General features: G+C 40.4%; 30 protein-coding genes. 14 read left to right on the top strand and 16 right to left on the bottom strand.

Going from position 1 to position 25,783, the window contains the following annotated elements; all coding sequences use genetic code 11:
• The first annotated feature begins 33 nt into the window (after window positions 1–33).
• Together ACXAEA_RS12535 and ACXAEA_RS12530 are read left to right on the top strand one after the other, a co-directional pair.
• Window positions 34–573, top strand: coding sequence for an HD domain-containing protein (locus ACXAEA_RS12535; RefSeq protein WP_475096219.1), 540 nt, complete (start codon window positions 34–36; stop codon window positions 571–573).
• Window positions 574–606: 33 nt separating this feature from the next.
• On the top strand, window positions 607–990 hold the full coding sequence (locus tag ACXAEA_RS12530) for a VOC family protein (RefSeq protein WP_475096218.1): 384 nt from the start codon (window positions 607–609) through the stop codon (window positions 988–990).
• 115 nt (window positions 991–1,105) lie between these two features.
• Here the strand turns inward: ACXAEA_RS12530 and ACXAEA_RS12525 are convergent, their stop codons facing one another.
• Window positions 1,106–1,927, bottom strand: coding sequence for an STAS domain-containing protein (locus ACXAEA_RS12525; protein WP_475096216.1), 822 nt, complete (start codon window positions 1,925–1,927; stop codon window positions 1,106–1,108).
• A gap of 156 nt (window positions 1,928–2,083) precedes the next feature.
• Between ACXAEA_RS12525 and ACXAEA_RS12520 the strand changes: the two genes are divergently transcribed.
• Complete coding sequence (locus ACXAEA_RS12520; protein WP_475096215.1) at window positions 2,084–2,299, top strand: hypothetical protein; 216 nt, start codon at window positions 2,084–2,086, stop codon at window positions 2,297–2,299.
• A gap of 78 nt (window positions 2,300–2,377) precedes the next feature.
• On the opposite strand, the gene ACXAEA_RS12515 is transcribed toward ACXAEA_RS12520, so the two are convergent.
• Entirely contained in the window at window positions 2,378–2,596 is a 219-nt protein-coding gene (locus tag ACXAEA_RS12515) for a hypothetical protein (protein WP_475096214.1), read from the bottom strand.
• A 326-nt stretch (window positions 2,597–2,922) separates the two neighbouring features.
• Here ACXAEA_RS12515 and ACXAEA_RS12510 point away from each other — a divergent pair, with 326 nt between their 5' ends.
• Window positions 2,923–4,356, top strand: coding sequence for a glycoside hydrolase family 1 protein (locus tag ACXAEA_RS12510; RefSeq protein ID WP_475096213.1), 1,434 nt, complete (start codon window positions 2,923–2,925; stop codon window positions 4,354–4,356).
• A gap of 121 nt (window positions 4,357–4,477) precedes the next feature.
• Window positions 4,478–4,858, top strand: a complete 381-nt coding sequence (locus tag ACXAEA_RS12505; protein ID WP_475096212.1) for a VOC family protein — start codon at window positions 4,478–4,480, stop codon at window positions 4,856–4,858.
• A 125-nt stretch (window positions 4,859–4,983) separates the two neighbouring features.
• Here ACXAEA_RS12505 and ACXAEA_RS12500 read toward each other — a convergent pair whose 3' ends face one another.
• Window positions 4,984–6,933 carry an alkaline phosphatase family protein gene (locus tag ACXAEA_RS12500; protein ID WP_475096211.1) on the bottom strand — a complete coding sequence of 650 codons (1,950 nt, stop codon included), beginning with the start codon at window positions 6,931–6,933 and terminating at the stop codon, window positions 4,984–4,986.
• Window positions 6,934–7,090: 157 nt separating this feature from the next.
• Between ACXAEA_RS12500 and ACXAEA_RS12495 the strand changes: the two genes are divergently transcribed.
• The 3 genes from ACXAEA_RS12495 to ACXAEA_RS12485 all read left to right on the top strand — a co-directional run bounded on the left by ACXAEA_RS12495 (window position 7,091) and on the right by ACXAEA_RS12485 (window position 9,415).
• Window positions 7,091–7,642 carry a YdhK family protein gene (locus ACXAEA_RS12495; protein ID WP_475096210.1) on the top strand — a complete coding sequence of 184 codons (552 nt, stop codon included), beginning with the start codon at window positions 7,091–7,093 and terminating at the stop codon, window positions 7,640–7,642.
• A 350-nt stretch (window positions 7,643–7,992) separates the two neighbouring features.
• Window positions 7,993–9,159: a TraB/GumN family protein gene (locus ACXAEA_RS12490; protein ID WP_475096209.1), complete on the top strand. Its 1,167-nt coding sequence runs from the start codon at window positions 7,993–7,995 to the stop codon at window positions 9,157–9,159.
• A gap of 127 nt (window positions 9,160–9,286) precedes the next feature.
• Entirely contained in the window at window positions 9,287–9,415 is a 129-nt protein-coding gene (locus ACXAEA_RS12485; RefSeq protein ID WP_475096208.1) for a hypothetical protein, read from the top strand.
• A 46-nt stretch (window positions 9,416–9,461) separates the two neighbouring features.
• Here ACXAEA_RS12485 and ACXAEA_RS12480 read toward each other — a convergent pair whose 3' ends face one another.
• The gene (locus ACXAEA_RS12480; protein WP_475096207.1) at window positions 9,462–9,617 is read right to left on the bottom strand and encodes a hypothetical protein; all 156 of its coding nucleotides are present in this window, start codon (window positions 9,615–9,617) and stop codon (window positions 9,462–9,464) included.
• A 68-nt stretch (window positions 9,618–9,685) separates the two neighbouring features.
• Window positions 9,686–10,153: a hypothetical protein gene (locus tag ACXAEA_RS12475; protein WP_475096206.1), complete on the bottom strand. Its 468-nt coding sequence runs from the start codon at window positions 10,151–10,153 to the stop codon at window positions 9,686–9,688.
• A 151-nt stretch (window positions 10,154–10,304) separates the two neighbouring features.
• Between ACXAEA_RS12475 and ACXAEA_RS12470 the strand changes: the two genes are divergently transcribed.
• On the top strand, window positions 10,305–11,120 hold the full coding sequence (locus tag ACXAEA_RS12470) for a DUF2935 domain-containing protein (protein ID WP_475096205.1): 816 nt from the start codon (window positions 10,305–10,307) through the stop codon (window positions 11,118–11,120).
• Between the two features lie 149 nt (window positions 11,121–11,269).
• Entirely contained in the window at window positions 11,270–11,479 is a 210-nt protein-coding gene (locus ACXAEA_RS12465; RefSeq protein ID WP_475096204.1) for a hypothetical protein, read from the top strand.
• Window positions 11,480–11,581: 102 nt separating this feature from the next.
• Here the strand turns inward: ACXAEA_RS12465 and qoxD are convergent, their stop codons facing one another.
• The 5 genes from qoxD to ACXAEA_RS12440 form a co-directional block, all read right to left on the bottom strand.
• Window positions 11,582–11,881, bottom strand: a complete 300-nt coding sequence (qoxD, locus tag ACXAEA_RS12460) for a cytochrome aa3 quinol oxidase subunit IV (protein ID WP_475096203.1) — start codon at window positions 11,879–11,881, stop codon at window positions 11,582–11,584.
• A complete protein-coding gene (gene qoxC, locus ACXAEA_RS12455; protein ID WP_475096202.1) occupies window positions 11,882–12,487 on the bottom strand; it encodes a cytochrome aa3 quinol oxidase subunit III in 606 nt (201 codons plus the stop codon). It abuts the gene before it with no gap.
• On the bottom strand, window positions 12,477–14,456 hold the full coding sequence (gene qoxB / locus ACXAEA_RS12450) for a cytochrome aa3 quinol oxidase subunit I (RefSeq protein ID WP_475096201.1): 1,980 nt from the start codon (window positions 14,454–14,456) through the stop codon (window positions 12,477–12,479). Before qoxB ends, qoxC begins: the two co-directional genes overlap by 11 nt.
• Complete coding sequence (gene qoxA, locus ACXAEA_RS12445; RefSeq protein WP_475096200.1) at window positions 14,446–15,471, bottom strand: cytochrome aa3 quinol oxidase subunit II; 1,026 nt, start codon at window positions 15,469–15,471, stop codon at window positions 14,446–14,448. The genes qoxB and qoxA overlap by 11 nt, the downstream gene beginning before the upstream one ends.
• 289 nt (window positions 15,472–15,760) lie before the next feature.
• Window positions 15,761–15,925, bottom strand: coding sequence for a hypothetical protein (locus tag ACXAEA_RS12440; protein WP_475096199.1), 165 nt, complete (start codon window positions 15,923–15,925; stop codon window positions 15,761–15,763).
• Window positions 15,926–16,251: 326 nt separating this feature from the next.
• Here ACXAEA_RS12440 and ACXAEA_RS12435 point away from each other — a divergent pair, with 326 nt between their 5' ends.
• Together ACXAEA_RS12435 and adhE are read left to right on the top strand one after the other, a co-directional pair.
• Window positions 16,252–16,479, top strand: a complete 228-nt coding sequence (locus tag ACXAEA_RS12435) for a hypothetical protein (RefSeq protein ID WP_475096198.1) — start codon at window positions 16,252–16,254, stop codon at window positions 16,477–16,479.
• 103 nt (window positions 16,480–16,582) lie between these two features.
• Entirely contained in the window at window positions 16,583–19,186 is a 2,604-nt protein-coding gene (gene adhE, locus ACXAEA_RS12430) for a bifunctional acetaldehyde-CoA/alcohol dehydrogenase (RefSeq protein WP_475096197.1), read from the top strand.
• A gap of 238 nt (window positions 19,187–19,424) precedes the next feature.
• On the opposite strand, the gene ACXAEA_RS12425 is transcribed toward adhE, so the two are convergent.
• Window positions 19,425–20,381, bottom strand: coding sequence for a TIGR03943 family putative permease subunit (locus ACXAEA_RS12425; protein ID WP_475096196.1), 957 nt, complete (start codon window positions 20,379–20,381; stop codon window positions 19,425–19,427).
• A gap of 12 nt (window positions 20,382–20,393) precedes the next feature.
• Complete coding sequence (locus tag ACXAEA_RS12420; RefSeq protein WP_475096195.1) at window positions 20,394–21,389, bottom strand: permease; 996 nt, start codon at window positions 21,387–21,389, stop codon at window positions 20,394–20,396.
• 250 nt (window positions 21,390–21,639) lie between these two features.
• On the opposite strand from ACXAEA_RS12420, the gene ACXAEA_RS12415 reads away from it, so the two are divergent.
• A complete protein-coding gene (locus tag ACXAEA_RS12415) occupies window positions 21,640–22,140 on the top strand; it encodes a hypothetical protein (RefSeq protein ID WP_475096194.1) in 501 nt (166 codons plus the stop codon).
• 55 nt (window positions 22,141–22,195) lie between these two features.
• Here ACXAEA_RS12415 and ACXAEA_RS12410 read toward each other — a convergent pair whose 3' ends face one another.
• Together ACXAEA_RS12410 and ACXAEA_RS12405 are read right to left on the bottom strand one after the other, a co-directional pair.
• Complete coding sequence (locus ACXAEA_RS12410) at window positions 22,196–22,396, bottom strand: cold-shock protein (protein ID WP_475096193.1); 201 nt, start codon at window positions 22,394–22,396, stop codon at window positions 22,196–22,198.
• 168 nt (window positions 22,397–22,564) lie between these two features.
• The gene (locus ACXAEA_RS12405; protein ID WP_475096192.1) at window positions 22,565–24,145 is read right to left on the bottom strand and encodes a bifunctional metallophosphatase/5'-nucleotidase; all 1,581 of its coding nucleotides are present in this window, start codon (window positions 24,143–24,145) and stop codon (window positions 22,565–22,567) included.
• Between the two features lie 178 nt (window positions 24,146–24,323).
• Here ACXAEA_RS12405 and ACXAEA_RS12400 point away from each other — a divergent pair, with 178 nt between their 5' ends.
• Window positions 24,324–24,506 carry a hypothetical protein gene (locus ACXAEA_RS12400; RefSeq protein WP_475096191.1) on the top strand — a complete coding sequence of 61 codons (183 nt, stop codon included), beginning with the start codon at window positions 24,324–24,326 and terminating at the stop codon, window positions 24,504–24,506.
• 125 nt (window positions 24,507–24,631) lie between these two features.
• Here ACXAEA_RS12400 and ACXAEA_RS12395 read toward each other — a convergent pair whose 3' ends face one another.
• Window positions 24,632–25,222, bottom strand: a complete 591-nt coding sequence (locus ACXAEA_RS12395; protein ID WP_475096190.1) for a biotin transporter BioY — start codon at window positions 25,220–25,222, stop codon at window positions 24,632–24,634.
• A gap of 177 nt (window positions 25,223–25,399) precedes the next feature.
• Window positions 25,400–25,684 carry a hypothetical protein gene (locus ACXAEA_RS12390; protein ID WP_475096189.1) on the bottom strand — a complete coding sequence of 95 codons (285 nt, stop codon included), beginning with the start codon at window positions 25,682–25,684 and terminating at the stop codon, window positions 25,400–25,402.
• Window positions 25,685–25,783: the final 99 nt, after the last annotated feature.

The raw sequence follows: 25,783 nt of genomic DNA, 5'->3' as shown, positions 1-25,783 counted from the left end.
TAATGTAGGATGTCGAAAAGGAGGCATGGTTCAATGAATTTGATAGACAAAGCACTGCAAATCGCTGCAATGGCTCACGAAGGCCAATACCGTAAAAATACTAAAATTCCTTATATTGCCCATTCTGTCGCTGTTGGAATGATTCTGCAAAAAGAGGGTTACCGGGATGAATTGATTGCAGCCGGAATCCTTCATGACACTGTGGAGGATACGGATTTGACACTTGAAATCATAGAGAAGGAGTTTGGAAGAGAAATAGCAGAAATCGTCGTGGGCTGTTCCGAACCCGATAAATCCCTTACTTGGGAAGAACGGAAGGAGCATACAATTGAGTATTTAAAAACCGCTCCGGAAGATATACGAGTGGTTGCCTGTGCGGATAAACTGCATAATGCCAGGTCGATCAGACAAGATGCAGTACAATCAGGGGATTCTGTCTGGGACAGGTTCAAGCGGGGAAGAGAGCAGCAGGAATGGTATTACCGAAATGTTATTGACAGCCTTGGTTCGATGTCGTATTTTCCACTATTAGATGAGTTGAAGCTAGAAGTGGATCGTTTGTTTAATATTTGAAACAATTTTTTAACTGTGAAAGGAGTTCTTTAAATGACAAAAATAAAATCTCCCATCGCGAGTAAAGTCAACAATGTTTTCATCCATGTAAGTGATTTAAAGAAATCTGCAGAATGGTATTCAAATCTACTTGGTATTCCTTTTAATTCAAGTGAAGTGGAATCTCCTGTATACAATATCCCTGTCACTTCAGAAACCGGATTGACACTGGATGACCATACATTCGATCCGGGTTTTGAATTAAAGCCGTCGTCACATGTATTGTTTAATTTTTATGTCGAGAACATAGATGCTGCATACGCATTTTTAAAAGTGAATAACATATCCATCGTAAAGGAAGTTATACGAATTGGTGATTTTGCTTATTTCAATTTTTCAGATCCAGACGGAAATGTATTGATGATTTGTAATTGTTAGTGGGAACTTTTGAGACTGATATTATCGCTTGTAGGGAGACAATCAGCATTAATGTATCACTATCCTAGGGGCAACTTGCCGCTGAAATGGCAAAAAAAATCCTGACATCCGCATGTCAGGATTTTTTTTGCAGATGTTTTATGGCAATGTGCAGACTAGAAAAAGTCGGGATGTTTTCCATTTTTATACCCAAATGTACCATTGTGATGGCGATTTCAGGACGGATTCCGGTGAAAATCGTTTTTACGCCAGTTAGGTTAAGTGCATCTTTTACCTTGAAAATGCGGGCAGCCACCATAGTGTCGATAATTGGAACCCCTGATAAATCAATGACGAGGTGGCTAAGTCTTAGTTGATATATTTTCGTCAAAGTACCCTCTAAAATTTCCTGGGCTCTTTTTGTATCAATGTCTCCAATCAAAGGAAGGACTCCGATTTCTTCAGTAATTTTCATAATTGGAATAGAAAGTTCAAGGTTTAAGGTTTCAAGGGCAGAGTATCTATTATTATACCGGTTCGAATAAGACATGCTCAGCCAATAGATGGCGCGGTCAACCACAATATTAAATTTGGAAAGAATGTTATAAAATTCATCAAGTGAAAGATCGAAGTTATTTGCTTCATTCTTGATAATCAATCCAATTTTATCTCGATATGTCCTGATTTCATCTATCGCTATGTCTAATGGAAGATCTAAATTTACTAATAAATCCACTGCCTCTTCGCCCCATTCTTTAAGGATTGCGAAGGAGGTTGCAAGATCGTCAGTAATGGAATAAGCATACATTTTAACGAGGTTATCTCTCCAATTATAGAGGTTTTTCTTAATTTTTACTGTGTATTGATTAGGTGCATCAGTCGTTCGGTCATCTACCAGTGATTCTTTTAAATTAAGAATCTCCTCAGAAATTATTTTAGCTTTATTGAGACTAATCATAAAATGTATAGGCCCTCCCTTGATCGTTTCAATAAATTATACTATAGAAAAAGAGAGATTTAGAAATAGAAAAACTTTAATTGGAAAATTTTAGATGGACTATGGATTGATTTTCATGGGTAAAGAAACGTAATTCATTAAGAAGGGGTGAATGTCATGGCGAAAGTGAAAATGTCAAAAGAAGAATTGCTGAATCAAATCCAAAATAGCAATGGAAATGTTAAAATTTCGTCAGTGTCCTCTGCTGGTGAGGCTGAAGAAGTGATCGCCCTGGCTAAACATCTTGAACATGAAGGCAAAATTGTTTTAATGGAATACTGCATAGAAAAAAAGCCGCTCGCGGTTTCGATAGTAACGAAAAATCCTGATTAATGATAAAATCTTAAATTCTTTCAATACTGAAGTTAAAACAAAAAAGTGGAAAACCTTTCAAGGTTCTCCACTTTTTCTTTATCTCTTTTTCTTTTTACCAGCATCTGCAACAAGGGTTGGTTTTGCTTTAGGTTCCAATGTTACATTGACATGATAGGTTTTCCCGTCAATTTCTGTTACGCTTGTAACCTTCGCTTTTCGCCCTTTTATTTTTAAATCTTCCCCAACACCAGGTACGTGCTGAAGCAATTGGCTCAAGAGGGCATTCTTGTTTTCATAATAGTGAACAACAAACATGATCATCACCTGTTCCTTTAAGAATATTGCATAACCTTTCTATAAGATATTTTCAGATTAATAGGTTTAGAACCTATTAGAAGAATGAAAAGGAGGATTTTCTGAGGGACCATTTTACATACTAGTATTTATTAAATTAAATAGGGGCAAAGCTTGTACAGATCAAGGACAAAATACAAGGTGAGGAATCCGAATATGTGCCCAATGGGACAGAATAAAGATTATCAGGTAAAAGCTGCCCGAATAGATTTTTTTTAAGATCAAAGTTTATACTTGTAGACATCTTATCATCAAACATTTTTTAAAAAGGATTGGAGGGCAAGTAAATGAAAAAATATCAATTTCCCTACAATTTTTTATGGGGAGGGGCAACTGCTGCCAATCAGATCGAAGGCGGTTTTAAAGAAGGAAATAAAGGGTTAAATATTGCCGATGTGCTTCCAGGTGGAAAAGGGCGGTATGAAATCTTAACGAAGCCTGGATTTGATTTTGAAATCAAAGCTGACCAATACTATCCAAATCATGAAGCAATCGATTTTTATCATCGATACAAAGAAGATATTGCCCTTTTTGCGGAGATGGGGTTTAAGGCTTTCAGAATGTCGATTGCCTGGACGCGGATTTTTCCAAATGGGGATGATTTGGAGCCGAATGAAGTAGGGCTTGCTTTTTACGACCGTGTTTTGGATGAATTGCATAAGCATGGGATTGAACCGGTGGTCACCATTTCTCATTATGAAATGCCGCTGAACCTGGTGAAAGAATATGGAGGCTGGAGGAACCGGAAAGTGGTGAATTTCTTTGAAAGATATTCAAGAGTGATCTTGGACCGCTACAAAGATAAAGTGAAGTATTGGATGACTTTTAATGAAATCAATAGTGGTTTAGTCATGCCAATCAATGGTCTAGGCTTCTCGATTGAAAAAGAAGAGGATCGCTTCCAACCAACATTCCAGGCATACCACCATCAACTAGTCGCAAGTGCGATTGCGGTGAAGGCATGCCATGAAATCATTCCAAATTCGCAAATTGGGTGTATGATTCTCTTTGCGCCAGTCTATTCCTATGACAGTGATCCGGACAACGTCCTGTATTCCCTTAGGGAAGAACAGCTTTTCAATTATTTCTGTGGAGATGTCCAGGTGCGAGGGGAGTACCCAGCCTTCATTCATCGATATTTTGAGGACCATAAGATCGAGCTGGACATTCAGGAAGGTGATCTGGAATTACTGAAGGAAGGCACCGTTGACTATGTCGGTTTCAGTTATTACATGTCCCGAGTTGAGAAAGAGGTTAAGGCGGAAGAGGATGCATCGGAAGGGAATATCATCGGCGGTGTCCGGAACCCTTACCTTGAAGTAAGCGATTGGGGCTGGGAAATTGACCCGGTTGGATTGCGAATCAGTCTAAACAAATTATATGACCGTTATCAAAAACCACTTTTTGTTGTTGAAAACGGCTTAGGAGCTCATGACAAGCTAGAAGAAGACGGCAGCATAAACGATGATTACCGCATTGACTATCTTCGTGAGCACATAAAGGCAATGGGAGAAGCGATCAAGGATGGAGTTGATTTAATCGGTTACACAAGCTGGGGCTGCATCGATATGGTCAGCATGTCAACAGGCGAATTCTCCAAGCGTTATGGATATATTTATGTCGATAAGCATGACGATGGAAGCGGAACGTTAGAACGGAAAAAGAAAAAGTCGTTCTTCTGGTATAGAGATGTAATTAAATCAAATGGGGAAAAACTATAGGTTCTGGAAGACTGCTTAAGTGGTCTTTTTTTATGCAGTGGGTGGTAAAAGAGAGTAGGATTAATTACTATTTTTGTTGAATAGTAATACAGAAAATAAATTTGTGAGTGGAGTGATTAAGTTGATCAACAAAATAGGACAAATCATGCTGTATGTTAACAACCAGGATGAATCTGTGAAATTCTGGACTGAAACAGTGGGCTTTCAAGTTATTTCTGAGGAAAACAATGGTCAGGGCATGAGATGGATCGAGATTGCTCCAGCAAAGGATTCAGAAACTAGCATCATTCTTCACAATAAAGAGTGGGTTGCTAAAATGTCGCCCGGTTTAAACCTCGGAACACCTTCTTTAATGTTTTTCTCTGAAAATCTCGATCAACTGCATAGCGACCTGCAAAATAATAATATTCAAGTAGGAGAAATCGTCAATATGCCTTCAGGCAGAGTGTTCAATTTTGCCGACAGTGAGGAAAATTATTTCGCGGTTCTGGAAAAGAAATAAACATCAAGATTTTTATAGACCATAACATTATTATGTTAACTTGTAGTTTCGCTATATAAATCCAATATATTTCTCAGCCTTTATTAAAAAAAGCGAATCAACACTATGCTGATTCGCTTTTTCCATTATTCTTCTTTTAACTTCTTTATCTTTTCTCCTTCAACATAAGAAGGGGTCTCAAGTCCTAAGAAATCGTATACAGTAGGGGCAATGTCCAAATTGTCGACGGCTTTGATTTCCTTTCCTTCTTTAATTTCAGAGCCCATTGCGATAAATACTGCCTTAAGCTTCTCACGTTTGGGATTTCCACCATGCGTTCCAAGGTCTGCAGTAGGCTTAACGGTATGCGAGGCACCCTGTCCCATGATATAGCCAGGTGCTGCCATCAAGAGAACGTCTCCTGCGTTCTTGTCTTTGGAGTAACCTTTAGGATGTATTTTGTTTATATCCTGATAGGGGTGGACTTCTGAGTTAGTAATGTATCCAAAAAGATCCCTGGTATTTTCATTTAAGCTGACAATTGACAATCCCTCATTCCTCATACTGTCCCACATTTCTTTTAAATGGTGTTTGACAACAGGTTCGTGTTCATTCCTGTTCACTTCCACTTCTTCAAAGGAACGGATGATCTCAGCTCTTACTTTTTCGAACTCCTTCTGCGGTACAACCCCACCTTTTTCTCGTGATTCAAGATTTATATACACATGGGCGGCGGAACCGCTTGGTATCGCAATCGCCTTTGTTTTTTTAAAATCAATTTTCCCATCCGAATCTAGTACTAACAAGCCATTGTCTCGAAGAACTTTATTTGGCTCAAGCATCGAGTGTGCAGGCTCCATACCGTGGTCAGAAACAATAAAAAGGTGATCGTTCCCATCGAGTGATTCTACTGTTCTTCCGACAACCTGGTCTGCAATTTGATAGGACCACTGAATATATTCCATGTATTTATCTGATTTCTCAGCTGAATATCCTGGCTGTCGCGGGTCGGTTAATAAATACTTATGCTCCTGGTGATCGATTTGTGGGGTATAGAACATCAATAAGTCTGGCTCGTATTCATCTTTGATATATAGGGATACATCCGTAACCCAGTTAACGAATCTTTCGGTTATTTCTTCATATTCTTTCCTAGTTATCCAGCCTTTTTCAAGTGCATGATCATCATCCTGAGGAGGGAAGAAGCCGAACCGTTCCCTTATTTCTTCCGGAAAACCTTGAGGACCATCAATAACACCAGAAGTTACTGCTGATCGGTACATTATAGCTCCCTTGTCCAATTTCGAATTAGCAGCAGTGAATTTATACCAAAAACCAGCTGTGTTTCCGTCTTTAACTTGAAGGCTGACGGATCCCCATTTCCTTTTCTTTACTGGGGATTGGTCAATTTTTTTACTTTCAGAAACAATAAAACGATCATAATTGACTGTTTTATCGTCTGTTGAATCATAGGCGAAAACGTGGATAGTTTGGTCCTTGGCGTCTTCAACTTTGATTGTGAAAGAAGATTCCATAGCCGGGCTATAGCTATGGGGAATGTTTTTCCAATCGGCAGCCCCAGTGAAGTCCAACTTTTCCTGATTGCTTGGCGACCATGTATCTCCATAATAGACAGTGTAATCAGCCTGCTTTCCAGTCCGTGGATTAGCACCAGCAAAAGCAACTGCCGCGGTCGTCTTTCCTTGTTTCCTTGCTGTCACCCAGAGTGGGTCGACCTCCAGCTCGCTTAGAAAGGCGTCCTGTTTGTTTGTCAATTCTGCATCAGGCTGTTGCCATACATTGCTGACAATGGATGTCTTCAACGGGGTTGCCCCAGTAGCAATTGCCGCATGAGAGGGTGCTGTCAATGACGGGCTGACCGTTTTCGCATATTTGGCAATAGTACCCTGTTCAATTACATTTTTAATATGCGGCAGGTTCCCATCTTTGACATAACGGCGGGTCAGGTCATTGCGCATGCCATCAAAAGAGATTAAAACGACCTGATTGTTTTTTTCTGCGCTTGCTGATGGTGATTGAATGCTGGTAAAAATAATTGAAAATAATAGAAGTGCTTTAATAATTCTTGGTGTCATAATGTCTCCCTACTTAGTTGTTATAAAAGAGATTTACCCTTTTTTTCAGGGATATGAAACTAGTTGAAAAGTGGTTATTAGGCATAAGGGCTGCTCGATAATTTCTGCACAAATTCCTGATATAAATTTCTTATCAACAAACAGAGGAGGATAAATGATGAAACTGAAAAATGCTATGATGGGGATTTCTTTAGCAGCAGCATTACTTTTATCTGGCTGTGCAGCTGAGGAGGACAAAACGGGCTCTTCAGATCACAACAGCCATTCCAATATGGACCACTCAGGTTCCGGGGACCTGCCTGAGGGTTTGAAGGATGCAGAAAATCCAAAATATAAAGTCGGCAGTAAAGCCATCATCACTGAAGACCATATGCCAGGAATGGACGGTGCTGAAGCTGAAATAGTGGGAGCATACGATACAGTTGTCTACGCACTGTCTTATGACCCAACAAATGGCGGTGAGAGGGTCGAAAATCACAAATGGGTGATTCACGAGGAGCTTCTCGATCCAGGTGATGAGCCTTTACAGCCAGGTGATGAAGCGACAATCAACACTGACCATATGGAAGGAATGAAAGGCGCTAAAGCTGTCATCGATACAGCAGAGAAAATGACCGTTTACATGGTTGATTTTATGCCAACAGATGGTTCTGAAAAAGTCACCAACCACCAATGGGTTACTGAAGATGAACTTGCCCCTGCAAAATAAACGCCGGATTTTTCCATAAACAAGCAGGATTGTCCCTCCTCATAACAGGGTATAGATGCAATAAGAATTGAGGAGGGATGATTCATGAATAAACTGATCAGGGCTGCCATCAAATGGGGACCAGTATTGTATCCAATCGTGAAAAAGATGATGAATAGCAGAAAGACGTCAAGTTATTCCAAATAAATGTCGTACCGAGGGCCGCACATGTGCGGTCTTCTTTAATTTGTATAAACGGAAGGGTCGCATCCACATCTACTAATATTCTTATAATTTCCTTAATGGTTCATGTTATAATTATAAAATGAAGCTGTACATACATATAGTGACTGATTAGAAGGAAGGTACCTATGGTCGAGGAAAACATAACGAGAATTGAAATGAATGGCAAAGAATACATATTAATTGGAACTGCGCATGTTTCCAGACATAGCGCCGAGCAGGTAAAAGAGGTTATTGAAGCTGAAAAGCCGGATTCAGTTTGTGTGGAACTGGACGAGCAGCGTTACAAAACGATCACAGAAGGATCAAAATGGAAAGAAATGGACATTATCCAGGTCATCAAACAAAAAAGAGCTTCTTTGTTATTGATGAATCTAGCTATTTCTTCCTTCCAAAACAGGATGGCGAAGGAACTTGGCATCAAAGCTGGTCAGGAAATGATCCAGGGAATTCAATCGGCAAAAGAAACAGGGGCGAACCTTGTCCTGGCTGACCGGAATATCCAAATTACCTTCTCGCGTATCTGGGGCAATCTTGGACTGAAGGGGAAAGCTCTTCTGCTCAGCCAGATTATCACCAGCATTTTCAGCAGGGAGAGTATTTCTGAAGAGGAACTTGAAAAGCTGAAAGAGCAGGATACAATCAATGCCATGCTGAATGAGTTCACTGAGACATTCCCGCGCCTGAAAAAGCCTTTGATCGATGAGCGTGACCAGTATCTTGCACAAAAAATCAAGGACGCACCAGGTGAAAAAATCGTAGCTGTCCTTGGAGCAGCACACGTTCCCGGTATCACGGAGGAAATTAAAAAAGAACATGATTTGAAGAAACTGTCGGAAATTCCGCCTAAATCGAATTGGCCGAAAATCATTGGCTGGAGCATCCCGATTTTAATTGTCGCTCTTATCGTATATACGTTTATCTCAAACCCTTCTGCCGGACTTGATCAATCCATCAGCTGGATCCTTTGGACAGGAACGCTCTCAGCATTAGGAACGGCCATAGCAATGGGACATCCACTGACGATCCTAACTGCTTTTGTGGCTGCTCCATTTACTGCGCTTCATCCTTTGCTTGCTGCCGGTTGGTTCGCAGGCCTGGCTCAGGCATATGTCCGCAGGCCAAGTGTAAGGGATTTTGAAACCTTATCCGAAGATGTTTTCAGCGTAAAAGGGTTCTGGCGGAATAAAGTAAGCAGAATTCTTTTGATTGTCATGTTATCAAATGTAGGAGCCTCTTTTGGAACATTTATCGGCGGAGCCGATGTCATTAAAACTTTTCTTGATAACTTCTAAATGGACAACAGGATGAAACCATAATGGTTCATCCTGTTTTTTTATATATGAAGGAGTTTGGTTGTGAATAATGGAATTAATTGTTTATCAAAAAAATTTGTGAAGATGTAAAGGAGGGAGGGACTTAGTGGGAATTTTCGTTGGTTTCATTGTTTTGGTCACTTTATTCTCTGTAGAAGTCCAAATGAGGAAGCTTAATAAAACGAATCAAAAAATACTTGATATTTTAAATGAACGAAAAGATTTAAACAACTGAGGTACATATGAAAAGACGCCGATTTTTTATCCTCGGCGTCTTTTAACTATCTCTTATTTACCTGCTTGCCGCTTTTTTTCTGGCTCTGGGATTTTGTATTCCCAACAGCAAATTCACTGCCCAGCTCTACATCATTGCGTTGGTCATGTTTTTCGGTTTGTTCTCTTGTTTGGTCCCTGTTGTGCATTCCTTGTCTCGCCATTGGCTTCAGCTCTCTTTCCTTAATCATTCATAAATAGTATGTTCATTTTTAAACATTTTATTGTTCCATTAATCTGGAAGTCCTCGAATTAGCTTGTCATAGAATACCTGAAATCCATATAGGACGAATGTTTTTATCATAAACACGAAAGACAATTGGAATTTATTGAGTCGAACCAGTGTGGCATAGCCCAATTTTCTTAGAATATCCAGGCCGTAGTAAGTAAAAAGTGAATCGACCAGGATATTAACCAATAAATATAAATTAAACTTTTTGTAGGTGTACTTTAGTATCCAGAAAGATCCGATGAAAAAAGGGCCCCATATTAATGGCATTTCTGCAATGACATTTGGCCTTACTTTGAATGGGAACCACCACCATTTTCTTCTTTCAGCTAACCTGCCTTCAAAAATTAAGTATATTCCCATGAACAGAGCACCCGGCAGGAACTTCCTGAATGTTTGTTTTCCAAGGAAGGGCAGTGAAAACCATGGCAAAATTGTCATCAAAAGTATAAAAAATTTACGTTTTTTCACTTAGCAACATCCTTTAATCCTGCGAAATGGAATTATTTTTTTAGTATCTCAAATAACGGATAAAAAAATGAGCAAGATATGAAATTTTCATCCGGCAATCATTTATGCGTCATTATCACCGTAATTATTAGGGGAAGGAGGGGAAATAAAATTGATTTCTTTGTGGGATGAACATTCTTTTTGGCTCGAAATGCTTCAGGACCATGCGTACTTCGTAAGGGATGCACTATCTCCAAGTGAAGAAGAGTATGTAGATATGGCAAACCAGTTTATTGGTTTATACGCGAATCTTCTGGCAACATTAAAGACGATTCCGAGAAACGCAAAGTATAATGACCCAGGTATGATTGATTTTGCAGGAAGGGCCTTTAAACTCGCAAAAACCTATCTGGATTTCGAGGGAACGCTTCAGGCATTACGGATCGATAATAAGGTTAATCTGAATCTGTCTCCAACGTACTTAAATGGGACGCTAAGTGAAAATCAGGAATATTTACGAATCCTTAGTTATTTAGTTCAAGGACAGCAGCCTGTCAGATTAACAGCTGCTGAATTAATGGATTTATGGCTTGAAGACCAGCTGGGCCACGCTTTACTTTTCGAGAATATGCTTGATCCCATTGAAGTAGGGACAAATTTAGCAACACAGGAATATAAAAGGCTTTTCCAGTTGTATATGGTTCAAAACCACCATATGAAAAATTATTTACGTGTTAAACAGCCAGGCTTTGCGAGACAACAGGCATTTATTTACGAGGTTGGCAAGACAACACTGGAAATGAATCAATTTATCAGAATGATGGTTGAGAAATACAAGGAACATACCCTGCTGAATAAAACGACTCTGCGTTTTCTGGAACATCATTTCCCTGAGACCTGCTATTTCCTGTCTAATCTGAGTTATTACGAACCGCGTCTGCAGGCAGAAGTCGCGAATTGTTCCTTATCCAAACCTTCTTTTTCGTAAAATAAATGGAAATTTTACAAGGCCACGAGAGTTGAAACTCTTGTGGTTTTACTTTGTAAAAAAATAAAGAAGTAATTGTGAACATTATGTGACATTTTTTCGTAAATTCTGTTAATATATGAATTAAATACAAAATGGAGGAATCATTGGTGGGAAAACTTCTTATGTACTTTTATCTAATTGTTGGTGTTTATTGTATTGTAAGCGGATTCCTCGCTGTCATTTCTCACGGATTCCAGCATGCTGTACTATCGCTGTTTCTAGCAGTATTCAACTTTGCAATGTTTTCGCTTTTCAGGAAAGAAGGGAAATTGCCACGTCTCCGTTTGATCAAAGGTCAAAAGGATGAGTTGGTTTAATTGAAAATGGTGAATTTAGCTTTAAACAGTAAAAAGGTACATTAAACAGAGTTTTAAATGCAAAAAACCAGGCGCTCAAGGGAAGCGCCTGGTTTACTTTTTTTAATGCGAATGTCCAGAAGTCATTACCCAAATAGAGCCTGCCACAATGACGACTGCGATGAAAGCCGAGTAAAGGATATTGATATTATTCGTCACTTTATCATCGCCTTCATTGACGTGCATGAACATGTACAGCTGGATACCAGCCTGGGCAACTGCCAGTGAGCCGATGATCCACATGACTGCCTTCATTGAAAGTGAACTCTGAAGCGCAATCCATGCAGCACCGAATGTCAGGGCAAGCGACATGAAGAATCCAACGATATGGCTAATTGGGAAGCCTTTTGAATGCTTTTCCATTTACATCACCAACCCTGCTAGATATACAAATGTGAAGATAAAGATCCAGACGACATCAAGGAAGTGCCAGTATAGACCGAAGATGAAAGTCTTACGGGCAGTGATTGGTGTCAGTCCTCGCTGGAGGATCTGGATGATCAGCAGGATCGCCCAGCCAATCCCGATTGTTACGTGCAAGCCGTGCGTTCCAAGCAGGACGAAGAAGCTGGAAAGGAACGCACTTGTTTGCATCGATGCACCTTCATGAACATAATGCATGAACTCGCGAATCTCCATGAATAGGAATCCGCCGCCAAGCAATAATGTAAATACAAGCCACATCAGCATGCCTTTAATATTGCTGCGGCGCATTTCAAAGATCGAGATTCCCATTGTGAAACTGCTTGTCAATAGCAGGAATGTCTGAATCATGACATCTTTTACAACGAAGATATCCTTTTGTGTTGGACCGCCGGCATATCTCTCACCGAGGACACCGTATACTCCGAAAAGCGTTGCGAAGAGCACGATTTCAGCTCCGAGGAAGATCCAGAAGCCGAGGATGTTCATCCTGTTTTGTTCTGTTTGATATTCTAGCGGCAAAGCTGTGTTGATTTTAGCTGACATGGTTCTTCACTCCTTTGTTCGCGCCTTTTCGCCATTTGCGTTCAGTTTCGTAGATTTCATCTTTATGAACATGGAATCCCTCGTCATAATCGAATGAACGGAAGGCCAGACCTGCGAGTATACCAAGAGCGGCAACTCCGGCTGCGATTGTCCATTCAAATACAAGCAGGAATCCGGATATTCCAAACACGACACCCATGTAAATAGGAATCCAGGTGTTGCTTGGCAAGTGTATTTCTTCGATTTCATCTTCAGTCAGTGGCTGAAGATCATTGTTCTTTTTCATATGCCAGAAAGCATCTAATTTTGTTACATCCGGCAGGGAAGCAAAGTTATAGTGCTGCACTGGTGTAGCCGTTGCCCACTCAAGCGTCCTAGCGTCCCATGGATCATTGCCGATATTGCGGTCAGCGTAACGGGCGCTCCAGTAAATGTTGTAGACAAGTGCTGCGAAACCTGCAGCAAGGATGACGGAGCCAATCGCTGAGATCATCATCAATGGTCCAAATCCTGTTTCAGCAGAATAAGTGTACGCGCGGCGGACCGCACCGTCCAACCCAAGGAAGAACATTGGCATGAAGGTGACGTTGAAGCCGATGACGAACAGCCAGAAGTGCCATTTGCCGATTTTTTCGTTCAGCATATAGCCGAACATTTTTGGCCACCAGAAGTAAAGGCCTGCAAAAATCGGGAACACAACCCCCGGGATCAATACATAATGAAAGTGTGCCACAAGAAATAACGTGTTGTGATACTGATAGTCTGCAGCAGCCATTGCGAGCATGACTCCGGTCACACCGCCGATGACAAAGTTAGGTACGAAAGCAAGTGACCAGAGCATTGCTGTCGTAAACTTGATTCGGCCTTTTCTCATCGTGAACAGCCAGTTGAAAACCTTAACCCCTGTAGGGATGGCAATCGCCATGGTTGTGATTGAGAAAAATGAGTTCACTCCGGCACTGTTGCCCATCGTGAAAAAGTGGTGAACCCACACAAGCATACTTAAAACTGAAATCATCACAATGGAAATGACCATTGATTTATAACCGTAAAGCGTTTTACGGGCGAATGTTGAGATAATATCTGACAGCATGCCGAATGCCGGAAGAACAACGATATAAACTTCAGGGTGTCCCCATAACCAGAACAGGTTCGCCCAGAGCATATCCATACCGCCGCCGGAAATCGTAAAGAAATGCGTTCCGAATGTACGGTCAAATGTCATCAACGCAAGAGCTACTGTAAAAATAGGGAAGCTTGCCACGATGATGATCGATGTAATGAATGATGTCCATGTGAACATCGGCATCTTCATTAACGTCATGCCTTTAGTTCTCATTTTTAACACTGTGACAACGAAGTTAATACCCGTCATCAAAGTACCTGCACCTGCTATTTGCAGGGCGACAGCGTAAAAGTTATTCCCGATCCCAGGGCTGAATTCTTTCCCGGCAAGAGGGAAGTAGGATGTCCACCCGGCATCTGGTGAACCACCGATAATAAAGGAAATATTGAATAGCGCCGCACCACTCACAGTAAGCCAGAAGCTAAGTGCGTTCAGCTGCGGGAAGGCAACGTCACGGGCACCGATCTGCAGCGGAATCACAAAGTTCATGAGACCAATCAGTAGCGGCATCGCGACAAACAGAATCATGATGACACCGTGAGTAGTAAAGACTTCATTATAATGCTGCGCGTTCAGGAAGTCATTTTCAGGAACCGCTGTTTGGCCTTTCATCATCAAGCCATCAATTCCACCGCGGAAAAACATCACGACGCCAAGCAGGATATACATGATCCCGATTTTCTTGTGGTCTACGGTTGTGAGCCAATCTTTCCAAAGGTAATTCCATTTTTTAAAATAGGTGATACCGGCCAATGCACCAACCAGTGTCAAGGCAATCCCAATTTGTGAAGCGAAAATCAATGGATCGCCAGTTACGAAAAATTCATCCCATTTAATGCCCACTGTGGTCACCCCCGTGTGAATCATCAGTTTCAGATTCTGAATGGTTCATATTTTCATGGTTTTCATGATTAGAACTTTCAGTGCTTCCGTCTTTATTCTTGTAATTATCCTTATCCTCAAAGATCTTTCCAGGCCAGCCATGTCCTCTGTCGTACATTTCTGGGTTTGTATAGTTCTTTGAATGTGGATCAGAATGATCTACCCATTTCAGGTGAGTGTTTGAGAATGTCTTACGGCCAAAATGAGATGGCTCAAGCATCTTTTCATATTCAGCCAATGTCATCTTTGGAGCGGTATCTTTTACTTCTTTCACCCATTCATTGAATTCTTTCTCTGTCTGTGAAAGAACTTCGAATTCCATTCCAGCATAACCCTGGCCATTGAAGTTAGTGTTACGTCCTACATAAGATCCAGGATTGTCTGCTACAAGGTAAAGCTGAGTTTCCGCTTTTGCCATCGAGTACTTCTGGCCGCCAAGGGCAGGAATCCAGAAGCTTTGCATTGTCCCAGCAGATGTCAGTCTGAAATCAATCGGTCTGTCTTCTGGAATATTTACGTAGTTCACAGTTTCAATGCCCTGTTCCGGATAGCTGAAAATCCATTTCCAGTCGGCAGAAGTAACATTGATGACCAAAGGTTCCTTATCTTCATAGCCTTTGGGCACTTCATCTATAGCATAAATCGTTTTGACCGTAGGAATGGTCAGTGCAATTATGATTAAAATAGGAATGACTGTCCAAACAATTTCCAATATAGTGCTGCCATGTTCTTCAGGCGGCTCATAGTCCATATTGTCCTTGCGTTCACGGTATTTCCAGACTATGAAAGCGAATAGTCCGAATACAACAACGGTAACCAAAAGCATCAGAGCGATTGAGAAGTTGATCAATTCAAGAATTTGTCTTGCGATTGGTCCCTGCGGATTGAAAACGACCATATTATTCTCACAGCCGCTAAGCAACAGCACAGCCATAATCGAGGTGAGGGAGACCAATAATAGTTTGGATTTCTTCATCACTGCAGCTCCTTTCAGATAAAAAACCTTGTTCATTATATCACATACTTTTGTTCATTAGTTCACAAACTTGTCGAAATTGACCCCGAAGTGAACGGTAAGTTGTGGCAAAAGGTGTGATAAATATCACAGTGGTTTATTTGTAATCATTCTAACATGGAAATTGTTACGCTTTTGGAGACAAATGTGAACAAATTATGAAAACAATTATTGTCATCTTAGTGAATATAAAAAAGAAACTATTGACGAAAAAGCAGGGCTCTCATTCAGAGGGCCCTGCTTCGCTAGTTTATGAAACTTTATGAATTTCTACATATGTTTCAAGGGCCGGGTGGAATTCTTTTTCAAAATGGCCATCTGGACAGGATTTTACAACGATCGCTTTGCTGGAAGGATGGTTTACTGCTTCCAGGGCTTTTTTGCAGTGGGGGCACTTTTCTTTAAATAGATTCATAAATTTTCCCTCCAATAATTCCAATGTGTTTAGTATGAATTATAAAGGGATACTGGATTATTTCAATGGTTATTTAGCCCATTTGTGCTAATATAAAGGAGAAAATAAAAGGGAGGACTTTTTTAAACTCTTTAATGAAATGTGCTTTCGTGGCTGTGTGTATGTTATATTGAAATAACGATTTTTTTGAAACCGCTTTCAAAAATAATTCAATACTTATACTTGTTGATGGTTTACAACAGTTCATACATTGTTCAATATTTCACAAACTATTATTCATTTAATATGATAATCTTTAATTAGAAAGAGAAAAAGGAGTGATGAAAATGATGTATTGTGAATTTAAACCATTCTCAACAGATACCGAGACATATACCCAGGAAGTGCTCGAGGAGGTCATGGGGGATGAATTTGAAGCAATGATGTTTAAAGATGATGAAGAAATTCCTGCTTATATCTGGACTGTAAACTTCGTGATCATTGTTAAAAGAAGAACCAAGTTTTTGACAGATATCAGTTTCGAAAAAATACCAAGGAATCCTGTATGTGAGTAATTTTTTTAGTTAATCATGTGAAATCTTTCACAAAATAAATCACTTCAGCTTATGAACTACATATTCCAGTAAATTTTCTCAAAATAAAAGGAGGTCCTGAAAAATGGGGACAGTTGAAAAAGTGGTAAAAGAGCAATCATCCGTTACAAAAATGGTCGATAGTTTAGTAGAGAAGGGCTTGAAATCATTAGCTAAAATGCGGGAACTGGACCAGGATGCAGTCAACGCAATCGTAAAGGAAATGGCTCTGGCAGGGCTGGATCAGCATATGCCGCTTGCAAAGATGGCAGTCGAGGAAACGAAGCGCGGTGTTTATGAAGATAAGATCATCAAAAACATGTTCGCAACAGAGTATGTGTACCATAACATCAAATATGATAAAACAGCTGGCATCATTGACGAAAATGAACATGAAGGCATGATTACGATCGCTGAGCCGGTTGGAGTGATTGCAGGGGTTACACCGGTTACGAATCCTACATCTACAACTATGTTCAAAGCGCTGATTTCGATCAAGACTCGCAATCCAATCATTTTCGCCTTTCATCCATCAGCTCAAAAATGCAGCAGTGAGGCAGCAAGAATTCTCCGCGACGCAGCTGTTAAAGCAGGGGCACCGGAAGATTGTGTCCAGTGGATTGAAAAACCGTCACTTGAAGCAACACAAGCGTTAATGAATCATCCGAAAATTTCACTAATTTTAGCTACAGGCGGTGCCGGTATGGTGAAATCGGCTTACAGCTCAGGCAAACCGGCATTAGGGGTTGGACCTGGTAATGTACCTTGCTATATCGAACGAACTGCAAATGTAAAACGCGCAGTCAATGACCTGATTTTATCCAAAACCTTTGACAATGGAATGATTTGTGCATCTGAACAGGCTGTCATCATCGACAAGGAAATTTATCACGAAGTAAAGTCAGAAATGATTGCGAACAGCTGCTACTTCTTGAATGAGGAAGAAAAGGCGAAAGTAGAGAAGCTTGTGATCAATGAACAATCATGTGCAGTAAATGCCGATATCGTGGGGATGCCTGCGCAAAAGATCGCTGAAATGGCAGGTGTGACGGTGCCGGAGGAGACTAAAATACTCATTGCCGAACTTAAAGGTGTCGGTCCGCAATATCCTCTGTCACGTGAAAAATTAAGTCCGGTATTGGCTTGCTATAAAGTGAATGGCACAGATGAAGGGCTCAAGCGGGCTGAAGAAATGCTTGAGTTCGGCGGGCTTGGACATTCAGCCGTTATCCATTCGACAAGCGATGAAGTGATAAAAGCTTTCGGTTTGCGGATGAGGGCGGGGCGCGTCATCGTGAATGCACCTTCATCCCAGGGCGCAATCGGCGATATTTATAATGCCTATCTGCCATCTTTGACCCTTGGCTGCGGCACATATGGAGGCAATTCAGTATCGACAAATGTTGGTGCGATTAATTTGATCAATGTAAAAAAAGTAGCGAGAAGGAATGTGAATATGCAGTGGTTTAAAGTGCCTTCCAAGATTTATTTTGAGAAGAACTCTACTCAATATCTTGCAAAGATGCCAAAAATTTCTAAGGCTTTTATCGTAACAGACCCAGGCATGGTGAAGCTCGGCTATGTCGATAGAGTTCTCTACCACTTAAGGAAGCGTCCAGACTATGTTCATTGCGAGATATTCTCAGAAGTCGAACCAGATCCTTCAATCGAAACAGTGATGAAAGGTGCCGAAATGATGGCAAGCTTCCAGCCGGATGTCATCATTGCTCTGGGCGGTGGCTCAGCCATGGACGCAGCAAAAGGCATGTGGCTGTTCTATGAATATCCTGAGACAGACTTCCATGGCTTAAAACAGAAATTCCTTGATATTCGGAAGCGTATTGTCAAATATCCGCAGCTTGGCCGCAAAGCCCAATTCGTTGCGATTCCGACAACATCTGGTACTGGATCTGAGGTGACCTCATTCTCAGTTATTACCGATAAAAAGGCGAATATCAAATATCCCTTGGCAGATTATGAATTGACTCCGGATGTAGCAATTGTCGACCCGCAATTTGTCATGACCGTACCGAAGCATATTACGGCAGATACAGGTATGGACGTTCTGACACATGCGATTGAAGCATATGTAAGCTGCATGGCTAATGACTATACTGACGGTCTCGCCATCAAGGCGATCCAGCTCGTGTTTGAGTATCTTCCAAGAGCATATCGAAACGGACAGGATGAAGTAGCCCGCGAGAAGGTGCACAACGCATCGACGATTGCCGGCATGGCGTTTGCCAATGCTTTCCTTGGCATTAACCATAGCCTTGCACATAAGCTCGGTGCGGAATTCCACATTGCCCACGGCCGATCCAACACGATTCTGATGCCGCATGTCATCCGATATAACGCGACCAAACCGAAAAAGTTCACGGCTTTCCCTAAATACGAAAGCTTTGTCGCAGACCAGCGCTACGCTGAAATTGCCCGCATTCTCGGCTTGCCAGCACGCACCACTGAAGAGGGAGTTGAAAGTCTCGTCCAGGCAATCATCAAGCTGGCAAGGGAAATGGATATTCCAATGAGCATCGAAGCAAACGGCGTTGAAAAAGCAGAATTTGATGCAAAAGTCGACCAGCTTGCAGAACGCGCATTCGAGGACCAGTGCACTACAGCAAATCCAAAGCTGCCATTAGTAACAGAGCTTGCAGAAATTTACCGATTGGCATATAAGGGTGTTTAATACTGACAAAAGGGATGGAACCACAATGTTCCATCCCTTTTGAGATTCTTAGTAAATTGAGCAGAAGGACAACAACCTGGTTAAATACATAGTTAGTGTCTGTCATCTTGGTTATTAAGGAAAAAAACCGTGTAAAAACGAAATTATTTTCCGTCATCAAGGCGATGAAGGACAAAAATAGCTGTAGATACGAAAAATCTGTCCTTCATTCAATAAGTATTATTGACACTTCGATGTTTTAATTTCTTCTTATACTGATCGGATAAAGATAAGGTGATTCCGGCTCGCTCGTCTCCTCCCAACTAGTTACTTTTATCAATGGGATCGGGTTGTCGATGTACGATCCGTTCTCAATGACTCCTTCAATCTGAATCCATCTATCTTTTTCAATTTTAGCGGCGTCAGGGAACTCTGACAGGAAGCCTATGATACTTGCGTCAGCTACACAATGTGTGACAAGAAATCTGGAGACAACGAGCTGGTTGGCAGAAAAGCCTTCTTCCTTATAGACAAACCCGTTCAGCCTGACCTTTCTTCCCACGAACTTATCAATATTCGCACTGATTTCTTCATAGTAGGTTGAATAAATACTGTCATCAAAAACAATGGTGTCGCTTTTCTCCAATTGTTTCATGAGCTGATTATACTCAGTCTCTGATTTTTCATTCTCATAACCAGTTACGGTAGACGTATCGTCCTGTAACAGAGATCCTTGTTCGGACTCATCAATATTCTTTGTCTCCTCAAGTGCTGCTGAATTTTCTTCTCCGGGTTGCTTGTCTCCATTTTTGCTGGAACCGGCAATTGAAAGCATAGCGCCTTTCTTGTCTGCAATCGAAGAATCAAGTACCTTCGCTGGAAGAATGAACCCTGTCAGCAATGGAAAAACAATGATAGAATAAGAAACTAATTTTTTTACAGAAAAGGGTGTATCGCCATGATCATGATGATGGTCATTATCGTGTGAGCAGCAATCATCCCCATGAACTGTATTCTGTGTGTCTTTTACTGTCCAAGTTCTGGTGATTTGGATGAAAAATAAAAACAGAAATAAAAATGCGGCCGCTTTGCTTAGCATTAGATATTTTGGGTTGATGAACAGGAGGATTTCTCCTGAGGTATGCAACAAATAAAGCAACACAGAAAATCCTAGCAAAATCAGCGATCTAGCCGCCTGTTGAGGGTGAAATACCATTTCTGATCCTCCTTAAAGCAAGCTGCTGAGCAGCAAAAGAGTGATAAATACAGTACCGGCAACTGTTGCAAGGACCGTCATGACAAATTTGAAGCGGAAGACACTCATCATCATCAAAGTGTTTTTCAAATCAATCATTGGGCCGAAAATCAGGAATCCAAGAATGGACGTTGACGGAAAAATACTGCTGAATGATGCTCCAATAAAAGCATCTGCTTCAGAGCAGAGAGACAGGAAATATGCAAGACCCATCATGACTGCCAAAGATGATGCTGTTCCGTTGCCAATCTCGAGTAAGGTCCTTGCAGGCATATAAGTTTGGACGAGCGCTGCGAGAAATGCCCCTGCAACCAGATACTTGGCCATATCAAAAAATTCATCAATCGAATGCTGAAGCATTGACCAAAACTTTTCGAGAAAGGACTTTCTGGTTGAATGAGCGTGAATCGAATTAGTAACAGCAGCTTTAAATTGAGTCCCTTTAAACAAGGCACCAATGATAAAAGCAACAATCAAGGCAATCAAAAATCCAAGGCCCATCCTTAATGCAGCGATTTTCGCATCATTGCCGAAAGCCATGTATGTAGAGGCAATGACAATCGGATTTATAAGGGGGCCAGTCAGCATGAACCCAATTGCGGCAGCAACAGGAACCCCTTTGCCAACCAATCGCCTGATGATCGGTACAATACCACATTCGCAGGCCGGAAAAAGAGCTCCGACACTGCAACTCATCACGATTGCCATAACTTTATTCTTTGGGATCCATTTACTGATATGTTCCTCAGTAACGAAAATCTGGATCATACCTGCTATTAACACTCCAATCAAAACGAAAGGAAAGGCTTCTATTAATATGCTTAAGAAAATGGTATTAAGGTTTAAGAGAGAAGAAGGGAGCTCAATCGTTTCCTTTAGGCCTGAGCCAATGGTAATGAACCATAATAATGACAAAATAATAGCAAATCCAGTTAAATCTAATATATTAGTTCGGACCAGCTTGATCATCGAATCCTCCTGACATTTTTTAATAGTATACAGATAAAATATGAATTTATTAAAATTTGATAGAGTGATTTTTGCTGTTATGTATCTTTTTCAAAAGTACATCTTATTTAAAACGAAATGATTCCGTTTTAAATTTTATGTTATTCCAGTGAATTTGTAAATGATTTTCGTAATCATTCTGATTTAAAATTTTAATAATTGCTAGATGGAATAATTTCCCGTAAACTTCATAAGTGAGGAGAGGATTCCAGTGAAGAAACGATTAAACAGTGGGACAAACATAATAGCTGCTTTTTTTGTACTTTATTTCTTGTTAATGACTTCAATCATAGTTGGTGTTACTTCAGTTGGGGAAAATTCAACTTTTAAAAAAAACAACCCAGAAAATGTTGAATCGGCATTTAAAGATGCAATAAAAAAATCTGAACTGAAACAGGAGCAGAAGAAAAAAGAATTAGAACAAAGTGACCGGTGGAGACCATCAGACCGGTTTGTGATGATCGCCTTAACTGCTGCCTCAGTACTCGATATCATCATCGTCCTGGTTTGGGCTCATTACGAAAATGAGAAAAGGGAAGGGGAAACGCCACGGCGAAGAAACAGAATTACAGACAAGAAATGGTTCTGGAAGGTAGCAGCTCTGGGAATTGTCCAGCCCGAGGACAATAAACTCGTATTAAAATGGAAGAATCTGATTTTATTTGTTATATCTATGTATTTCATTAAAAAAATCATCTCAAACCATCTATAGTTTAATATAAAAAAAGAAGGTCCCAATGGAACCTTCTTTCTTAGTAAAACTTCTATTATAGTTTTACAACGTTAGCAGCTTGTGGTCCGCGAGCGCCTTGCTCAACGTCGAAAGATACTTTTTGACCTTCGTCTAATGATTTGAAACCTTCAGTTTGGATAGCAGAGAAGTGTACGAATACGTCGTCTCCACCTTCGCGCTCGATGAATCCAAAACCTTTTTCTGCGTTAAACCATTTTACTGTACCTTGTTCCATTCCTGTTACCTCCCAGTGCTTTACGCACATATGTTACTATCCTTGCCCAAAGTGATCATTAAGACGAAATAATTTCTATCCTTTACACCGAACAAAAATAATTCTATTTCATCATAACAGAAACTGGAATCAATAGCAAATTAAATAAAGAGAATTCATTCAATAGACCTATTTGAGGGGAAACAACATCCAATTATTATTGCAGGTAGATTCGATTTTCCTGTGTCTCTGGATATAGTCAGCCAGCAATTCAGTCATGTCTGCCTGGATTTCTTTTATAACTCTCTTTCCTTTGAACATTGTGTGATTACCCCCGCCACCAGCACGGTAATTATTCATAACCACATTATAGGATCCTTCTAGATTGAGTGGAGCTTCTTTATACTGAAGCTTTATAACACGGCTGCCGACAGGCTTTGAAATATCAAGTATGTAATCAATTCCTTCCCACATATCATAGTTATAATGCTGTGGCTTGGGATGTTCATAGGTAGGGTTTACAATGATTTGCCCTGTATGATCCAGAATAAAATACTCCGCTGATTTTTCTAGAGCTTCCTTAATATCCTTCCCGGACACCTGAATCACTTTTAACGTGTTTGGATAAATGTAATTTGAAACAATATCTCTCATAGTGACCTTATTAGGAAAGCCAGGCGATTCATTATGAAAAAGGGCAGTAGAAGAAATATCTACTCCCGCTGCGTCCATTTGAACCTTATTAATGAACTCAATAAGAGGGTGGTCCTTTCTTCGAACATCAAAGGGAGAGAGTACCTGCAAATCACCAATGATTTCGCCAAGGGGCTGATCCAGCCAATGTTGCGTTGATTCTTCATACTCCTTTACCATTTCGAGGATATCAGGACTTGGTTTGGTATGTTCTGTTACTTCTATGATACTTGCCGTTTTAGTAATAACAGCCCATTTTCCATTGTAATTTTCAAATGTAACAGTTACCTTCGAAAAAGCCTGGCCTTTATGACCTGGCTGAACAACGATCACACCATTCAGTTTCGAACAAAGTCGACGATGTTGATGCCCGGTCATTAAAATGTCGATCCCGGGTATTTCCATGCACATACGGTATGCCTGATTCTCGCCTGTTTGCTGTTCTGTTGGAATGCCACTTTCCAAGTCCCTCTCAAAACCCCCATGATAGGAGACAACCAGCAGTTCGTACTTCTCGTTCTTTTGTAAAAAAATAATCCAGTCCCTTACGGCCGTAAAAGCATCAAGAAAAATGAAACCTTCTATATTATGTGGATTTTCCCAATGAGGAATGAAATGGGTAGATACACCAAGAACTGCAACTCTCAGCCCATTAGAGTAGGATTTTATTAAGTATGGTTTTCCGAAAGCAGGTTCCATTGTTTGTGCATCGACAATGTTTGCCGATAGCCAGGGGAAATTTGACTCAGAAACTGCTTTTGTAAGGATTCTCTTTCCAAAATTAAATTCATGGTTGCCAATCACAGATGCATCATAACACATGTGATTAAGGACACTGATGATCGGATTCTTCATATGATTCAGGTGACGGGCATAATGGTACGTCAGCGGCGTCCCCTGAATGACATCCCCATTATCAATTAACAAGCAGCATTCATGCTCGTTCATTTCTCTTGTGAAAACTGTATTTAGCTTAGCCAAGCCTGCATTGTTAACACCATTGTTTCCATAATGAATCGGTAAAATAGTCCCGTGTATGTCACTTGTGTGCAGGATTACAAGATCACATTTTGACATTAAGTACACATCCATTCATGCTGATCCTTAATTGCTTACATATTATTATTGAAATACATTTACTGCAAAATCTAAATAGTCTTCTTCATATTTCACCGAAAGATAGATCTGTATTCACCAACAATATGGAATGGAGTGATGGATATTTACAAATAGTAAGACAAAAGGAGGTAGAGGTATGGATAAATGGAATGAGCAAAGTGCACCAAATAACAATCTTCCATCAGCAACTATTGCCAGTTCAAAGCTAGTTGGAAAAACAGGGCTCCAGGAGCATGAGTTTTCCGAAGAACTTGCAGATGGAGGCGAAAGAGATAAGGCCATCGATAAACAATTAAAAGAGCATCAACCGGGTATGTAGTTCCAAAGGTAGGAATCTATGACCGAAGAGAATACTTGTTTTCCTACTATTCTTTCACAAGTACAACACATAGTCTGAAATAAATTAAAAAAGGCATAACATTCATAGTTATGCCTTTGATAGAATTAAGCTGCTTTCCTTAAATGACTGAAACTGGATTTTGATAAGACGGATCTTTCAAGTCTTGCTGCCATTATTCCTGCGAATACTGCAAGGATGATATCCTTTGGAAGTGGCACTACCATCCATAGCCAAGCCATTTTATACGTGAACCCTTCTGGAGCTGAGGCCCACATTTTATATGCTAGGTACATCCAATTGGTACCGATTACATAATTAATTACGAGTCCAATGAGTGAAGCAAAAATGAATGTAGCCACTGTGCGTTTTTTCTCTACAATTTTTCCAACAGCATAGGCAGTGAAGATAAACGAAACAATGAAGCCGAATGTTGGACTGATGAATGTGGAAAATCCTCCGCCAAATTGGGCAAAGACTGGTACTCCTGCCAATCCAACGAGTGCGTACACGATCATCGAAATCGCACCTAATCTGCTGCCAAGCACAGCGCCAGCAAGGATGGCGAAAAAGGTTTGCAATGTGATTGGAACCCCACCGACAACCATGAATGGTACGATGGAAGTAATGTTTGAACCAAATGCCATCAGGGCAACAAACATTGCTGCCAGAGTTAAATCTAATGTTTTTAACTTCATGTGTAAATAACTCCTTTATGTAAGTTTATATATAAAGATTACCTATAGTAAATATCATATGTCAACATAAATATCATTTGAGTTTACATATATAACTTCTAAATTGATCAGATTTTAGACTGAATTAAAAGTTTTAGAACAAATTAAAGAAGGAGCACGGGCTGAGCCGTACTCCTTTTATCTTACACGGTAATTTATATCGCGTTCTGGAATGGGGCGTTCTAAATCGGTGCTTTTATTCGCTAGTGGATCTGGATTTTGACTTGGCTCATCTTCAAAATCTTCAAATGCCGGTTCATCAATATCTGCAGAATATTTTTCCGCTGTTGATCTTTCCACATTATAGCCTGAAGTAGAGCTGTTGAACGGCGTTTCTTTTTCTTCCTTAATTTGTTCAATCGCATTAATAGCATCTTGCTCATTCTTGTAGGTTTTCAGAATATGCTTTTTCTGAATTTCCATTCCAACCAGCCTCCTTTTTCCATTTAATTATCTATACCCAATTTTGAAATATATGTAACTTCAGGAAGTTTGGTCTAATTACTCTCGCTTTCTGGTAAA

Source organism: Mesobacillus sp. ABV4_180 (assembly GCF_056158485.1).
Note: the sequence above shows the minus strand (reverse complement) of the source record. Positions and strands in the feature narration are given on the sequence as shown.

Excerpts from the sequence above, each read along its gene's own strand:
- qoxA (WP_475096200.1), bottom strand. The coding sequence starts at position 15,471 with ATGAAGAAATCCAAACTATTATTGGTCTCCCTCACCTCGATTATGGCT.
- qoxD (WP_475096203.1), bottom strand. The coding sequence starts at position 11,881 with ATGGAAAAGCATTCAAAAGGCTTCCCAATTAGCCATATCGTTGGATTC.
- ACXAEA_RS12515 (WP_475096214.1), bottom strand. The coding sequence starts at position 2,596 with ATGTTTGTTGTTCACTATTATGAAAACAAGAATGCCCTCTTGAGCCAA.
- ACXAEA_RS12405 (WP_475096192.1), bottom strand. The coding sequence starts at position 24,145 with ATGTCAAAATGTGATCTTGTAATCCTGCACACAAGTGACATACACGGG.
- ACXAEA_RS12425 (WP_475096196.1), bottom strand. The coding sequence starts at position 20,381 with ATGGTATTTCACCCTCAACAGGCGGCTAGATCGCTGATTTTGCTAGGA.
- ACXAEA_RS12480 (WP_475096207.1), bottom strand. The coding sequence starts at position 9,617 with ATGGCGAGACAAGGAATGCACAACAGGGACCAAACAAGAGAACAAACC.
- ACXAEA_RS12525 (WP_475096216.1), bottom strand. The coding sequence starts at position 1,927 with ATGATTAGTCTCAATAAAGCTAAAATAATTTCTGAGGAGATTCTTAAT.
- ACXAEA_RS12390 (WP_475096189.1), bottom strand. The coding sequence starts at position 25,684 with ATGGAAATTCAGAAAAAGCATATTCTGAAAACCTACAAGAATGAGCAA.
- ACXAEA_RS12420 (WP_475096195.1), bottom strand. The coding sequence starts at position 21,389 with ATGATCAAGCTGGTCCGAACTAATATATTAGATTTAACTGGATTTGCT.
- ACXAEA_RS12495 (WP_475096210.1), top strand. The coding sequence starts at position 7,091 with ATGAAACTGAAAAATGCTATGATGGGGATTTCTTTAGCAGCAGCATTA.
- ACXAEA_RS12535 (WP_475096219.1), top strand. The coding sequence starts at position 34 with ATGAATTTGATAGACAAAGCACTGCAAATCGCTGCAATGGCTCACGAA.
- ACXAEA_RS12490 (WP_475096209.1), top strand. The coding sequence starts at position 7,993 with ATGGTCGAGGAAAACATAACGAGAATTGAAATGAATGGCAAAGAATAC.
- ACXAEA_RS12440 (WP_475096199.1), bottom strand. The coding sequence starts at position 15,925 with ATGAATCTATTTAAAGAAAAGTGCCCCCACTGCAAAAAAGCCCTGGAA.
- ACXAEA_RS12410 (WP_475096193.1), bottom strand. The coding sequence starts at position 22,396 with ATGGAACAAGGTACAGTAAAATGGTTTAACGCAGAAAAAGGTTTTGGA.
- ACXAEA_RS12500 (WP_475096211.1), bottom strand. The coding sequence starts at position 6,933 with ATGACACCAAGAATTATTAAAGCACTTCTATTATTTTCAATTATTTTT.
- ACXAEA_RS12530 (WP_475096218.1), top strand. The coding sequence starts at position 607 with ATGACAAAAATAAAATCTCCCATCGCGAGTAAAGTCAACAATGTTTTC.
- ACXAEA_RS12400 (WP_475096191.1), top strand. The coding sequence starts at position 24,324 with ATGGATAAATGGAATGAGCAAAGTGCACCAAATAACAATCTTCCATCA.
- ACXAEA_RS12520 (WP_475096215.1), top strand. The coding sequence starts at position 2,084 with ATGGCGAAAGTGAAAATGTCAAAAGAAGAATTGCTGAATCAAATCCAA.
- qoxC (WP_475096202.1), bottom strand. The coding sequence starts at position 12,487 with ATGTCAGCTAAAATCAACACAGCTTTGCCGCTAGAATATCAAACAGAA.
- ACXAEA_RS12510 (WP_475096213.1), top strand. The coding sequence starts at position 2,923 with ATGAAAAAATATCAATTTCCCTACAATTTTTTATGGGGAGGGGCAACT.
- adhE (WP_475096197.1), top strand. The coding sequence starts at position 16,583 with ATGGGGACAGTTGAAAAAGTGGTAAAAGAGCAATCATCCGTTACAAAA.
- ACXAEA_RS12395 (WP_475096190.1), bottom strand. The coding sequence starts at position 25,222 with ATGAAGTTAAAAACATTAGATTTAACTCTGGCAGCAATGTTTGTTGCC.
- ACXAEA_RS12435 (WP_475096198.1), top strand. The coding sequence starts at position 16,252 with ATGATGTATTGTGAATTTAAACCATTCTCAACAGATACCGAGACATAT.